Origin of the sequence: Achromobacter sp. DH1f (assembly GCF_000633435.1) — a bacterium.
GTDB lineage: Bacteria > Pseudomonadota > Gammaproteobacteria > Burkholderiales > Burkholderiaceae_B > Achromobacter > Achromobacter deleyi.
Map to the genome: position 1 here is coordinate 64,298 of NZ_AYMF01000015.1, position 13,948 is coordinate 78,245.

General features: G+C 68.5%; 12 protein-coding genes. 3 read left to right on the forward strand and 9 right to left on the reverse strand.

The genetic code is table 11. The features are described 5' to 3' along the window. Positions 1-120: 120 nt before the first annotated feature. The 4 genes from map to U858_RS0114815 all read right to left on the reverse strand — a co-directional run bounded on the left by map (position 121) and on the right by U858_RS0114815 (position 2,744). On the reverse strand, positions 121-912 hold the full coding sequence (gene map / locus U858_RS0114800; RefSeq protein ID WP_025137935.1) for a type I methionyl aminopeptidase: 792 nt from the start codon (positions 910-912) through the stop codon (positions 121-123). After that, entirely contained in the window at positions 913-1,158 is a 246-nt protein-coding gene (locus tag U858_RS0114805; protein ID WP_025137936.1) for a ParD-like family protein, read from the reverse strand. Between the two features lie 143 nt (positions 1,159-1,301). Continuing rightward, positions 1,302-2,456: a PAAR domain-containing protein gene (locus U858_RS36140; protein ID WP_025137937.1), complete on the reverse strand. Its 1,155-nt coding sequence runs from the start codon at positions 2,454-2,456 to the stop codon at positions 1,302-1,304. Between the two features lie 36 nt (positions 2,457-2,492). Further along, positions 2,493-2,744, reverse strand: a complete 252-nt coding sequence (locus tag U858_RS0114815) for a hypothetical protein (protein ID WP_025137938.1) — start codon at positions 2,742-2,744, stop codon at positions 2,493-2,495. Positions 2,745-2,886: 142 nt separating this feature from the next. Here U858_RS0114815 and tssA point away from each other — a divergent pair, with 142 nt between their 5' ends. Next, positions 2,887-4,002, forward strand: coding sequence for a type VI secretion system protein TssA (gene tssA / locus U858_RS0114820; RefSeq protein WP_025137939.1), 1,116 nt, complete (start codon positions 2,887-2,889; stop codon positions 4,000-4,002). A 95-nt stretch (positions 4,003-4,097) separates the two neighbouring features. Here tssA and U858_RS0114825 read toward each other — a convergent pair whose 3' ends face one another. From U858_RS0114825 to U858_RS0114845, 5 genes are all read right to left on the reverse strand, one after another. Then, positions 4,098-4,892, reverse strand: coding sequence for an OmpA family protein (locus U858_RS0114825; RefSeq protein ID WP_025137940.1), 795 nt, complete (start codon positions 4,890-4,892; stop codon positions 4,098-4,100). A 2-nt stretch (positions 4,893-4,894) separates the two neighbouring features. Next, positions 4,895-5,878 (reverse strand): type VI secretion system-associated protein TagF, encoded by a 984-nt coding sequence (gene tagF, locus U858_RS0114830; RefSeq protein WP_025137941.1) that lies wholly within the window; start codon positions 5,876-5,878, stop codon positions 4,895-4,897. Next, positions 5,875-9,642, reverse strand: coding sequence for a type VI secretion system membrane subunit TssM (gene tssM / locus U858_RS0114835; RefSeq protein ID WP_025137942.1), 3,768 nt, complete (start codon positions 9,640-9,642; stop codon positions 5,875-5,877). Before tssM ends, tagF begins: the two co-directional genes overlap by 4 nt. Positions 9,643-9,707: 65 nt before the next feature. After that, positions 9,708-11,117, reverse strand: coding sequence for a hypothetical protein (locus tag U858_RS0114840; protein ID WP_157838803.1), 1,410 nt, complete (start codon positions 11,115-11,117; stop codon positions 9,708-9,710). Beyond that, positions 11,114-11,965: a M15 family metallopeptidase gene (locus tag U858_RS0114845; RefSeq protein ID WP_025137944.1), complete on the reverse strand. Its 852-nt coding sequence runs from the start codon at positions 11,963-11,965 to the stop codon at positions 11,114-11,116. The genes U858_RS0114840 and U858_RS0114845 overlap by 4 nt, the downstream gene beginning before the upstream one ends. A 311-nt stretch (positions 11,966-12,276) precedes the next feature. Between U858_RS0114845 and U858_RS0114850 the strand changes: the two genes are divergently transcribed. Together U858_RS0114850 and U858_RS0114855 are read left to right on the forward strand one after the other, a co-directional pair. Then, the gene (locus U858_RS0114850; RefSeq protein WP_157838804.1) at positions 12,277-13,137 is read left to right on the forward strand and encodes a hypothetical protein; all 861 of its coding nucleotides are present in this window, start codon (positions 12,277-12,279) and stop codon (positions 13,135-13,137) included. 28 nt (positions 13,138-13,165) lie between these two features. Beyond that, positions 13,166-13,948: type VI secretion system Vgr family protein (locus U858_RS0114855; protein WP_029953892.1), on the forward strand; the 783-nt coding region annotated here is incomplete at its 3' end.

Consider the following 13,948-nt stretch of genomic DNA (forward strand, 5'->3'; position numbering starts at 1 on the left):
CCGCAGAAACGGCAAGGGCCCGATCATGATCGGGCCCCGCGCGGTCCGCACTCCGAATGTTGCGGTGGGTTCAGCTCAAGGCGTCGGCGAACCGTCGCCCAGGCCGACTGGGCGTTTCGCTCAAGGAATCGGCGGGTAATCGCCGAAGCCGTCCGGCCAGGGCGTCAGCACTTCATAGCCGGTCTCGGTGACCACCACCATGTGTTCCCACTGCGCCGACAGCGAGCGGTCCTTGGTGACGACCGTCCAGCCGTCGGGCAGTTGCTTGGTCTGCGGCTTGCCGGCGTTGATCATGGGCTCGATGGTGAACATCATGCCCGGCTGCAGCACCATGCCTTCACCCGGGCGGCCGTAGTGCAGCACCTGGGGATCGTCGTGGTAGATCTGGCCGATGCCGTGGCCGCAGTATTCGCGCACGATGCTGAAGTGCTCGCGGTGCGCCACGGTCTGGATGGCGTGGCCGATGTCGCCCAGCGTGGCGCCCGGCTTGACCGCCAGGATGCCGGCGCGCATGGCTTCGTACGTGGTGTTGACCAGGCGCCGCGCCAGCGGGCTGGGCTGGCCCACGAAGTACATGCGGCTGGTGTCGCCGTACCAGCCGTCCTTGATGACGGCCACGTCGATGTTCAGGATGTCGCCGTTCTTCAGGACCTTGGCTGACGGAATGCCGTGGCAGATCACATGGTTGGCCGACGCACAGATGGTCTTGGGAAAGCCGTGGTAGCCGACGTTGGCGGGAATGGCCTGCTGCACGTTGACGATGTAGTCATGGCAGATGCGGTCCAGTTCGTCGGTGGTGACGCCGGGGCGCACGTGCTCGGCAATCATGTGCAGTACGTCCGCGGCCAGGGCGCCGGCCTTGCGGGCCATGACGATGTCGGCGGCGGACTTGATCGAAACCTTCTTCGCCATTTACGCGGCCTCCTGCTGGCCGGGTTGCGGCTGCCCCTGGGACAGCGCCGCGATGCTGAAGCCCTCCGCCTGCTCGATGCGGATCAGCAGCTGGCAGATATCGGCGTGGCGCAATTCGGGGTACAGCTCGGACAGCATGCCGATGCGCATCCAGTGTTCCGCCTGGGAATTGATGGAGCGGCTGAGCGCGCCGCTGGCGACGCGCAGGTTTTCGTGCATCTGCTCGGAGATCTTGACGATGCCCATAGTGAACGTTCCGTATATGGTTTGTATATGGAACGTATGGTACTGCGGGTTGCCGGCGGGTGCAAATCGCCGCGGCTGGGGGGGCGCCCGGGCGCCCTGAATGGACGCGCACGGACGCGCACGGCTGCCGACGCCGGGCAGCCTCAGGCGCTTTGCGTGGCCGGCGCCTTGTCCAGCAGGTTCATCCCGTCCAGCAGTTGGTAGCGTGCCGGGTACTGCGACCGGGCGTACGGCTCGCAGCCGGTGCCCTGGGTGGCCACGGCCATCACCACGAATTCCGCGAAGTCCTCTTGCGGGCCGGCCTTGGCGTAGTCGGATGGCACCTTGCCGTCGGACCGCGCGGCCGCCGCCCAGGCCTTCATGTCGACCTGGGTGTTGTTGGCGTAGCTGTGGGCCAGCTCGTGCAGCACGGCGTGGTCGACCATGCCTTGCTCGCCGGGCATGCTGTAGAGCGTGATGTGCGAGAACATCGTTTCGCCCACGGTATGCGCGTCGCGCGTCGGGTCGGCCCAGGGCGGGCCCTTGACGACCTGCGCGTTCAGGCGGGTGACGCGGTCTTCCAGCGACATGCCGCGCGCGATGCGAATCTGCAGATCGCGGCCTTGCAACAGCGCCTTGGGCGCTGCGCCCAGGCTCTTGGCCACCTGTTCGGGTTGCGGCTGGGGCGGTTCGGTCAGGCGTTCGGTGATCTCGCTGGACGAGCGCTGCAACAGGTTGCCGGTCCAGGGCGATTCACGCGGCTCCAGCACCACCGGCACGCGCTGGCCGCCGGGCCAGGCTTCGTACATGACGCACTTGTCGTCGCCCTGGCGGGCCTGGCCGGCCGGCGGCTGGTAGACCGACGGGCCGGTCATGCGTACGGGCGCGCGCTTGGCGTCGAACATCTGCTCGGTCAGTTTCAGCGTGTCGGACACGTGGGCGCACTGGGCGGGCGCGTCCTGCGGCGCAATCGCCTCGGCCAGCGCGGCCGGCGCGCCGGCCTGTACGGCCGCGGCCGCATCGTTCACGCCCGAACCGCCGCCTTGGCCGCCACCATGCTCAAGCTGGTAGAACTGCTGGCTGGCGATCAGCGTAGCGCCGCAAGACGTTTTCATGCCTTCCAGCGCGGTGGGGCGGTTCGAGCTGACGCTCTGCACGCCTTCCACGATGGTGTGCTGGCCGGCGCACTTGGGGCAGGTGACGCGGTCGCCCACGCGCGCCATGGGCTGGCCGAAGATCTGGACGGACTCGTCCCCGGTGACGACCACGCCGCCATGTGACGTGCGGTCGCCCTTGCGTATTACGGATCGCTGCGCCATGGCCGCCCGTTGCTCCGAAAGGATGGTTATTTATGCTTACAGATAGGTGCCGTCAGGCGCCATGCGAGGCGGGCCCACGACGAAGGTGCCGTCGGGCGCCATGCGCACGGGACCGCCGCTGCCCAGGTAGCTGCCGTCGGGCGCGCGCTGCGGCGTGCCGGCCACGTAGGTGCCGTCCGGCGCCCGTGTGATCGGCCCGCCGTCGCCGACGTAAGTGCCGTCCGGGCAGCGCCGCGGCGTGCCATTGATGAAGCGGCCGTTGGGCATCATGTGGAATGACTTGTTCATCGCGACTCCCAGTTTTTGGAGAGCTTGAATGATAGCCAGGGTGCCTGATGCGCTTTGTAATAGGACGTGTCATCTTAGAACGTAACGTCGTTACAGATATGGGATCATCGCTGCTTTCGACGCCGCCACGACTCAGGAACCCATGAGCGATATCGACGCATTGTTGCAGCCCATTCCCGGCCCGGCGCCTTGTGGCGCCGACATGGTTTTTTCGGCCGAATTCGACGCCATCCGCGAAGCCCGCCGCCACGACGACCCCCACCTGGACCAGGGCGACTGGGTCATCGACATCAAAGAGGCCGACTGGCCCCAGGTGATCCGCATCTGCACCGACGTGCTGGCCACCCGCAGCAAGGACGTGCGCGTGGCCGCCTGGCTGGCCGAAGCCTGGGCCAAGACCCGCGGCTTTGCCGGCCTGCGCGACGGCTTCCTGCTGGTCGACGGCCTGTGCCGCCACTACTGGGACGGCCTGCATCCCGTGCCCGACGAGGGCGATGCGCAGCAGCGCGTCGGCAACCTGGCCTGGCTGCTGTCGCGCTCGCAGCAACTGGTGCGCGAGCTGCCGCTGACGCAGTCCGAAGGCGGGCGCTTTGGCGCGGTGCTGTGGGACAGCGCCAGCCAGTTGGCCAACGCCATCAAGCGCACGCCGCAGAATGCGGCCGATATGTCGCGCGGCAAGGTCACGCTGGACCAGTTCGATGCCGCCCGCCGCGATACCCCGCCCGCGTTCTATTCCGACCTCGAAAGCCAGCTGCAAAGCTGCTTCGCGGCCGTGGACGTGCTGGAACTGACGCTGACCGAACGCCTGGGCGATGACGGCCCGGCCTTCACGCCGCTGCGCACGGCCCTGCAGGACGTGACCGAACTTGTGCATCGTTTCGCCCGCGAGGCCGGCCTGCTGGTGCGCGCCGACCTGGCGCCGCCGGCCGCGGCCCCGGCCGCATCGCCTGCCGGCGCACCCGCCATCCGGATGGAGCCCACCTTGACCGCTGCCGCCGATCTCCCGTCCGCCGTGCCCGCGCCCGCGCGCGGTCCGCTGCAAACCCGCGACCAGGCCCTGGCGCAATTGCGTGAAGTGGCTGAGTTCTTTCGCCGCACTGAACCGCACAGCCCGGTGGCCTATCTGGCCGACAAGGCGGCCAGCTGGGGCGAGATGTCGCTGCACCTGTGGCTGCGCACCGTGGTCAAGAACGGCGAGGCCCTGTCGGGCCTGGAAGAGCTGCTGGGCGTGCCCAAGCCGCCCGAGCACAACGGCTGACAGGAAAAGGGCCCCAGGCATGCTGCCGGGGCCCGCAATGCGGCGTGTGCGCCGCCTGTTCGATGAGCACCCGGCCGTCGCGGCCGGGGCGTGCCTTACCGGCTGGCCCGGAACTCGATCCGGCGGTTCTTGGCCCGGCCTTCCGCGGTGGCGTTGGTGGCCACCGGCTGGTCCGGCCCCGCGCCCAGCGTCTCGAAGCGCCCGGGCGGCAAGCCCTTGTCCACCAGATAGGCCCTGACCGCGTCGGCACGCGCCTGGCTCAGCGCCAGGTTGGTGCTGCGGCTGCCGGAACTGTCGGTGTGGCCGATGATCTGCACCTTGTCGCTGTGCAGCTTGGGCACCACGTCGGCCACCTGGTCCAGCAGCTCGCGGCCGCGCGCGGTCAGCGTGGCGCTGCCGGTTTCGAATTCCACCACGCGGTTGGTCAGCACTTTGTCCAGCAGACCCTGTTCGTCCTTGCCGGCCGCCACGCGCAGCCCATTGACGATCTTGTAGGTGGGGTTGAGCGAGGTTGCGAAGGTGCTGGCGATCTGCTGGCGCGAGGCCTCGTTCTGCACCTCGCCGCGCAGGCGGATCTGGGTGCCGTCCACTTCCAGCTGGCCGCGGTTGATCTGCTTGAGCGGCTGGCCGATCAGCTTGCCCACGTGTTCGGACCAGTTCGGCGGCGCCACCACGCCGCCCACTTCGATCTGGTCGATCACATTGCCCACGCCGTACACCTGTTGCAGCCGCGTCAGCACGTCGGCCTTGGTGGCCTCGTCGGGCACGGCGCCGCTGGCCACCACCTGGCCCGGTTGCGGAATGACATTGGCGGGCACGACGGTGGCGCCGTCTTGCGCCATGGCGGCGGACGACAGCAGCGCCGCCAGGATCAGGAGAGAGACACGCATGGTCAGGCTCCGGTGAAGACTTCGCGGTAGGTGTCCAGCGCCATGCGCAGGGACAACCGCGGTTGGTCCAGGTAGCTGGACAGCTTGGCCAGGCCATGGCTGGCCGACACGTGGTTGCGCACCCAGGGCGCGTCTTCCAGCACGATGTGCTGTTCGGCAAACGCCTGCGGCGTGGACAGCAGGCTGGCCAGCGTCTGCGGCGAGGCGCCGCGAAAGCCCGCCACCAGCCGATGCTTGCCGGCGATGCGGCCGATGAACACGGTGATCTCGAAGTCGGCGCGCGACAGGAACGGCGCGATCAGCGTCATCCAGTACGAGGCCACCAGGTTCAGGTAGAGCGGATCGTCGGGCAGCGGCAGCGCCAGCCCGCGATCCAGCTGCGACGAGCCGCTGGACATCACGGGTTCAAGCAGTATTCCCAGCGCCAGGATGATGTCGTGCACCCGCGCCGCGTGGCCGTTGCCGCGCAGCATGGCTTCCAGGCGCTCGACGGTCTGCAGGTCGACAAACGCGTCAAAGCCGTCATCGGCCTCGGTGCGGATTTCGCCTTCGAGTTCGTTCAGCGCCTGCAAGGCCGCCGCGGGGTCCGCGTCGGTCATCAGCAGCGCCGCGGCGCCGCTCATGCGGTTCCAGAGCCGGCTGAAGGCCATGGGGCTGCGGGCAATGAATTCCAGCGGCCGCTGCACCTCCACCGAGGTCGCGGACAGGAACGGAAAGCGCCGGCCCGACTGATCGCGGCTGGGCTGCAGGTGGCCGGCAATGGCCAGCTTGCCGCGCGACCCCAGGATGGCAAACGGCATGGGTTCGGCTTCGTCGTACAGCGTCTTCCAGTGCGGTTCCTGGGCCAGCAGTTCCATCGTGTTGGCGACCCAGGCGTCCAGCGTGGCCATCAACTGCGGGTGCGAGGTGTTCTTGACGAAGTCGCCGCGGGCCGGGATCTTGCCGAAATAGGCCGTGCGGAACAGGGGGGACTGCAAGTTGCTCATTGCGGCGCTCCGGGTCGCGTCTGGGCGGAGGAGGATTCGGGGGTGGCGCCCACCACGGAAGAGGGCAGGCGCAGGTTGCGCAGGCCCTGGCTGCCGCCGGGCTCGCTGCCGCCGGCGCCAGGCGCCTGGGCGTTGCTGATGATGCGCAGTTTCACGGGGACGGTCACGTTGGACTTGCCCCAGCTCATGTTGAAGCTGCCGTCCGCGTTGGACGTGCGCTGGGCGGTGGCGATCAGGCGTTCCAGGCCGAAGCGGCCCGGCTCGTTGACGATCTCGACCACGCTGCCGTCAAAGGTGGTGGCGGTGATGCGCGCACCCGGCGCGCCCTGCGCATTGGGCCACACGAAGTTGACCCACTGCGGCGGCGTGTTGCGGTAGCGCAGCTGCTGGCCGTCGATCTCGATGGTGTATTCCGTGACGCCCGAGGCGGGCTTGGGCTGGATCTGGAACAGCGTCTGCGGCTGGCTGGCCGCGCCGCTGCCTGCCGCACCGCCCGACAACGGCGCCACCCACTGCGCGAAGTTGGCCGTGAACGTCGGCTGCAGGCTCACGCCCATGTCGCCCCAGGTGCGGGCGGTCAGGATGTCGCCGCGGCGCACGGTCAGCGGGCCCAGCGTGTCATTGACGTACTTGGCGATGCTGCCTTGCGGGCCGAACACCTGGCCGATCTCGTCGCTGCTGGCCTCGACGCTGGCGCGCGCGGCAAACGGATACTTCTCGGCCAGCGTCAGGTTGAACGGCTGGTAGATCTGCGCGTTCCAGACCTTGTTCAATTCAGACTCGGCCGGCTGCATGGCCACGGCATAGGCCTGGATCAGCGGGCGCACCAGCAGCGGACGCAGCGTTTCGCGCTGGGTTGCCGACAGGCCCGCCAGCATCTGCTCGTCCACCAGCTTGAGCGCGTCGGCCAGCTCCGAATCCTTGCCCTCCAGCGTCTGGCGCAGCAGGATCAGCGAGCCGGGGCCGGGGTCGCCCTGGTTGTTCAGCAGGTTGAAGCGGGTGCGGATCTTGGACAGCGCGCCCATGTAGTTGCCCAGCAGCGACTGGTTCTCGCGCGTGACCACCAGGCGGGCCACATCCGAGAATTCGCGGCCCACCGGCCCCATCGGAATCGCTTCGCCATTGGCCGTGGTGGTGGCCGCGGGCGCGGGCGGGGTCTGGCGCAGGATCACCCGCTTGAACCAGCCCACCACGCCGCTTTGCGCCTGTTGCAGGCCGGCGTTGATCAGCGACGGGTTGTCCCACGAGGTCTGCTCGTAGGTGGTGTTGATCAGCTTGGCGATGGGCGAGGTCTGCGGATCGCCCAGGCGGTTCATGGCCCCCACCGACTGCTCGAAGCTGGTGAACGGCTTGATGGTGACGCCGCGCAGGAACTTCTGCCATTCCTGGGCGTATTCCGTCTTGTACATCGTCGCCAGGCTTTTCTGGATCTGCTCGGGGCTGCCGTCCAGCGTCAGGTCGTCGCGTGCGTTCACGCCCAGCACCCAGTCGCTGGTCTGCACTTCCTTCTTGGCGGCCTCGTTGATGGCGGGCTGGATGTACTGTTCCCAGGCCTCGCGGGTGAAGGTGCCGGGGATGGCGTAGCTGCCTGCCACCACGCCCGCATCGTTCTCGCCCACGATGCGCGCCACCGTCATGGTCTGGAAGCGCGTGGCGGCGCGGGCCTTCAGCGTGGCGTAGGCGCGTTCGCGCGCCGGCATGCCCTGCATCACCGCGCGCAGGCTGGCGCGGGTCTTCTCGACCAGGGCCAGGTTGGTGTCGATCTGCGGCCAGCCGGCATCGGGCGCGCGGCTGACGTAGAACGAGATCAGGCGCTCGCCGCTGCGAATCAGCTGGTCGCGCGGCATGGCGCCGCGGTTGGTCTCAAGCCAGCCGCGCCAGAAACGCGTGATCTGGTCGGACAGGTGGGTGGGGTCGACGTGCTGGTGATTGGCCATCATCAGGTACGTCTTGAGCGCGTTGTAGGCGTCGTCTGCGTTGGTCGGCGAGGCATCCTGGAACAGCGTGTCGCCGCCCGGGTTGTGCGGCGTGCGCGCGGCCTGCGGCGCCGGCTGCGGCGTGCCGCCAGCGGCCGCGGCGGCGCCGGACATGTCCACCTTGGCCAGGAAGTCTTCCAGGCTGGCCTTGACCGGGCTCAGCATGAACTGGCGCGCACCGTTGTAGTACTCGGCCAGCAGGCGTTCCTTGAGCACGTCGCCCTGGTACAGGCCCAGGCCCAGCGACCACGGCCGGCTGGACGAATAGCGGTCCAGCTGCTCGATGCGGTCCTGCAGGATCTCCATGGCTTCCAGGCGGCTTTGCAGGTCGGTGCGTTCGCTTTGCAGGCGCACCACCTTGTCCAGGTCGGCCTGCACGTTCTGCGCCAGCTGGCGGTTGCCCAGGTACGACCAGCTCCAGCCGCCCAGCACCAGGCCCAGCGCCAGCACCAGGCCGAAGAAGGTCACGTAGCGCATGCGGGTCTTGGCCGGGCTGGCGTGCTGGCGTACCAGTTTCTTGTCGGCGAAGATCACGCTGGAAAACAGGTCGCGCAGGAAAAAGCCGTTGTGCGACGACACGTTGCGGGCCTGGCCGCGCGCCGCCGGCCGCAGGTCAAAGCGCTCGGCCAGCCGCTCGGTGGACGTGCTTTGCGACACGCCCTCTTGCAAGGCGCTGGTGAAATAGAAGCCGCGAAACACCGGCTTGTACTGGAACGGGTTGGTCTCGAACAGCGTCGACAGGAACGTGCGCAGCGCGGGCTTGATGCCGGCGAATTCCAGCGGAAAGGTCAACAGCCCCGGCGGCAGGTCGCTGCGGCTGCGCAGCGAAATCTGCGCCGTGCCCATTTCCTTCAGGCCCTCGTACAGCTCGTCGAAGCGCTCGTCGAACAGGGCCAGCACGTCGCGGTTTTCTTCGGCGCCGTAGGGCAGGGTGGCGCCCCACACGCGGTCGCGCTCGCGCTGGTCGCTGTCGGAGAAGAACTCGCTGAAGCCCGAGATCAGGTCGGCCTTGGTGAAGATGATGTACACCGGCGCAAACACTTCCAGCCGGTCGGTCAGTTCCTGCACGCGCTGGCGCAGGTTCTTGGCCAGGTTGATCGCGAATTCGGGGCCCGCGCCGGTCAGCTCGTCGATGCTGGCCGCCACGATGATGCCGTTGATCGGCGCCTTGGGGCGGTGGCGCTTGAGCAGGTCCAGAAAACCCATCCATTCGTTGCGGTCTTCTTCGTGCACTGAATAGCGGCCCGCCGTATCCAGCAGAATGCCTTCGGTGGTGAAGAACCAGTCGCAATTGCGCGTGCCGCCCACGCCGCGCACGGCCGCGCCGTTCTTGTCGGCGAAGGGAAATTGCAGGCCCGAATTGATGACCGCGCTGCTCTTGCCCGCGGCCGGGTTGCCGATCACGATGTACCAGGGCAGCTCGTACAGGGCTTCGTTGCCCGACACCTGCCCGATCTTCGAGGTCTTGATGGTGCGCACGGCCTGGATCAGCCGCGTGCGCAGCGCGTCGACCTCGCCGCGGTTGGCGGCTGCCGCGCCCGTCTGCACCTGCTGCTCCAGCATGTCGCCCAGGTTTTTGTTGGCGCGCCGCGCACGGCGCCGGCGCCACAGGAAGGCGCACAGCCAGAGAAACAGGAAGATCCCCAGCGCGATGCCCGCCCACACGAGGCCGATCTCGACCGTGTCGGCAAACAGGAACAGGAACACGACCAGGGCGATCAGGCCGATCGCCATGAACAGGCGCGGGTTGCCCAGCGCGCGTGAAGTCCAGTGCCTGCCTTCGCTCATGGCGCTGGAAATACCGGAGAAGAAACCTGAAGGGCTACGCATGATTTTGGCTGTTTTTATAGGGGTCAAGCGGAGGGGGAAAGGGGTTGGGACACCAGCGCTAGCGTGCGCAGCGCCGGGTCTTGCGTCATGACAACCAGCACCGGCGCTTCGGCCTGCGTGCTGGCCTGGCCCGCGACGGCCAGGGTCAGCAGATGCGCGGCCGCGCCGGTGTAGCCGCAGGCCGTGCCGACCGCCAGGCAATCCTGGTTCGGGTCCAGCGCGGGAAACAGCGTGCTGGCCAGCCCCGCGGCTTCCAGCGGCCGGCTGCCGCGGTGGTCGGCATCGCTGACCAATGCACGGATGTCGTCCGCGCGCCGCGCGTGCTGGGTCAGGAAATGCGTGGCCAGTTCGGTCAGCATGGGTTCGCTGGCGGCGCCGCGCGCGTCTGCGTCGGTGGCGCGGTGCGCCATGGCCGACAGCGTCAGCGCGAAGGCGCCTTCGGGCGGCAGGGCGGGCGGGGCGCTTTTGGCGTCGGCTGGCGCGGTCTGCGCCAGGTCGAGCAGCAGGCCCGCGGCGGCCTCGCCGGGCACGCGGCCTTGCGGCGTGGCGGTGCTGACCAAGGTGCCGCCGGCATCCCAGTCCTGCACCACGTTCGCATCAATATAGGAATCGGCCGCGGCCACGATGCGCAGCGGGGCGCGGTCCGCGTCAAGCGGTTCCAGCGCCAGTTGGCGTAGCAGGCTGTCGCTGGCCAGCGTGTCTTCGGCCTTGTGCAGCTGCACGGTCAGGCGCGAGGGCACCCACACGGCCGCCGCGCGGGCCTGCTCCAGCGCGTGGTCGCGCGCGGCCTGCGGCCATTGCGCGGGCAGCAGCAGTTCCAGCTGCAGCAGCGGCCAGTCGTGGTCGCGTTCCGGCGTGCCGTGATCCAGCACGTGGCCGCGGGCCTCTTGCGACAGCGTTTCAATCACCTCGCACAGCAGCGCCGTGGCGCGCAGGCGATCGTCCGAACGCGCCGCCTGCGGGGCCTTGTCGGCGTGGGCGGCTTCGCGCAGGGCGTCGATATCCAGGTGCTCGGCGCGAGCGCTGAATACCGGAAAGCCGCGCGCGTTGGTCAGTTGGGGGTCCAGGTCGGGCCGCTGTTGCTCGGCCAGCGCGTCGTGGATCGCCGCGGCATCGCTGCCGGGCGCGGCGCGGGCGGCGCCGGCCAGGGCCACCAGGCGGGTCACGGCGGCGGCGGCCGGGGCCGGCGCCGCGGCGCCATCGGTCTTGGGGGCCGCGGCCGTGGCGGCGCGGGCCTCGCGGCGGGCGCGGGCGATGTGCAGGCCAGCCCAGCCGGCGGCAATCAGCGCCAACGGCAAGGCGAACAGGTACAGCCCGATATCCACGCCGGTGGGCAGCGTGCGCGATTCCTGCCACCAGATGATGACGCCCAGCCAGACGACACCAAACACCAGGGCCAGCACCAGGCCGGTCTTCAAGAGGCGGCCCATCATTGCGCGGCTCCGGCGTCGCGGCGGATCACGCCGGGGCGGCGCAGCTCGGTGTGGCCGAAGTCCATCAGCTTCCAGCGGCCGCCCCAGGTCAGGCCGACGCGCTCGGCGGTTTCGCCGAACAGTTCATAGCCGCGCATGGCCCAGGGGTCTTTCTCGGACACCACCACCTTGCCGTCGCGCAGGAACGCGCTGTCCGCGGCCAGGCCGTACTGGTGATAGCTCTGGTAGGCGCCGGCATTGGTCACGTGCGATCCCTTGGCGGCCAGTTCGGCCTGGCGTTCGGGGCTGCGATAGCCCTCGATCAGCACCATTTCGTAGCCATGCTCTTCACGCATGACGCGATACGCGGCCAGCAGGCGCTGGCGGTAATCCGCATCCAGCAGGTTCCAGTCGCGGCTTGCGCCGCCCAGGTTCGGACGCACCAATTCAACCTCGCGCGTAGTGAAGACTTCGGGGGGCAGGGGCGGCGGCGGCACCAGCCTTTCGCCCGTCAACAATGCCTGGATTCTGGGGTCCGGACCGGCCATCCGGTCCTCGTAAATAAATGTGTGATTGTGTCGCATGACGAAAGCGAAAAGGGACGGAAGCAACACCACCGCAAGCACTGCGACGATCTGCCAGCGGTAGATGGAAAACGTATTTCCGGCCCTGCCGAAGCCTGCTCGGACCACTTGCGCCGAGCCCCCGACCATACCCCCGGCATGGCCCGCGCCACGCGTCACGCGGCGGCGAAATCCCTGCGCGAACGCACGCGCGCTTCGTGCGGTTGCGGCCCGCAAAGACGGGAAAACCAGCAACGCGGAAACGCCTATCGCGAGCACAAAATATAGGGGCAGTAGAACTAGCAACGGTATCCCTCAATCACGAAGGCGTAATCTTTTGTTCTATTCGGGATTGAGGCAAGCGCTTGGGCGTTGCAGACAGCGTCGATGCTTTAGGAATCGTAACAAGAAGCCGTGATCTAAAAGATGTCATCAGGTATTCTCGGACACCTTGGTTAAAAGGGGTTTTATGCGCCCCAGCCAACACGGGACCTCGCATGGCAGAAGACGAAAAAAGATCGCGACCACCGCCCTCTATTCCAAGTTTGCTGGCCGGGCGCTCATCCACGCCGGATGAGCGGCAGTCGTCGCGCATTCTCGCCACGCTCGAGGGCCGCGTGCCCGACGCCGAGGCCAAGCACCTGCCGCCCAAGACGCGTTCCAGGACACCGCTGGTGGTGTTGCTGCTGCTGTTTCTAGGCGCAGTGGGCGCGGGCTTGTGGGCGGTGTACGACACGGCGCAGTTGCCTGTGGTCGTGGCTCGCGCGGACGCCGATGCGTCGTCCGGCCTGTCCACATCCGGCGCCGCCACGCCGGGCACTTCACCGTCAGGCGCCACGACGCCGAACGCCACATTGCCGACGGCCTCGCTCAATCAACCGGCTGTGGGGCAAGCGCCGGCGCGGGCCAATGCCGAAGCGCCGCCGTCCAATGCCGCCACCATCATCGAAGACCATCCGCTGGCGCAACTGACCCAGCCCGACGCGCAGGCCGACTTGCGCGAGCCCGCCAATCCGCTGGCCGCGCTTGCCGTGACGGCCGCCGCGCCCAACAAGCCTGCGGCCGCGGCGTCGGCCAAGGCGCCTGCCCCGGCCCCGCAGCGCACCGAACGTGCGCGCGACGGCACGGTCGCCGCGGCAACGGCCGCCGCCCCGCAAGCCACGACGGCCAAAGGCGCGCCCAAGGCCGCCGCCGCGCCAGCGCGCGGCAAGGCCGCGCCACGCAGCGACAGCGACGCCGCGTTGCTGGCGGCGTTGATGTCCTACGGCTTGCCGCCCGCATCACCGCCCGGCACAAAGGTATACAAGACCGACGGCATCTTCGTTCGCGAGCTGCCGGGGTCTTCGCTGTCCACCCGCTTGGGGGAATGCCGCAAGCTCGGTTTCCTTGAAAGCGAACAATGCCGCCTGCGCGTTTGCGCGGGCCACTGGGGCACCGCTCCGGAATGTCCCAATGCGCAAGCTCACACCGAGCCCTGAGCGCAGCTGAATAAGGTTTTCCCCCGTAATGGATACGACCGCGGCCGCCGGCCTGTTCAATTCCGACGCCCGCCTCTATCGCCTGCAAGGCGACGGTGCGCTGGCGTCGCTGCATGTCGAAGGCTGGACCGGCCGCGAGGCGCTGTCGGGCGTGGCGCAACTGCGCGTGGTGGCCCTGTCGGATGATGCCGGCCTGTCGTTGCAGGGCATGATCTCGCGTCCCGTCACGCTCTGGACCACGCGCGCCGACGGCAGCCGCAGCGGCCGCAGCGGCGTGGTGCGCGAAGCGGAACTGCTGGCCGGCGACGCCGGCCTGGCGCGCTACCGGCTGACGGTGGCGCCCTGGCTGTGGCTGGCCACGCAGCGGCGCGCCAGCCGCCTGTTCGAGAACAAGCCGGTGCTGGACATCGTGCGCCACGTGCTGGACACCTACGAAGGCTACGTCTATCGCATGGCGGCCGACGTCGAAGGCGCGCTGGCCGACCTGGCTCCGCGCCCCTACACCACGCAGTACCGCGAGACCGACTACGCCTTCATCAGCCGCCTGTTGGCCGAAGCCGGCCTGGGCTGGACCGTGCTGGAAGACGCCGAGGTGCCGGCGCGCCACGTGGTGCAGATTTTTGCCGACAGCCGCAGCCTGGCCGAAGACGCGGAATCGGCCAGCGGCGGCGTGCGGTTCCAGCGCGCCAGCGCCACGGAATCGCGCGACACCGTGCAGGCCCTGGTGCGCCAGCGCCGCCGCACGCCCGACAGCATCACGGTGCTGGGCTGGCACGACAGCGGCAAACGTGCGGTGGCCGCGCAGGCGCTG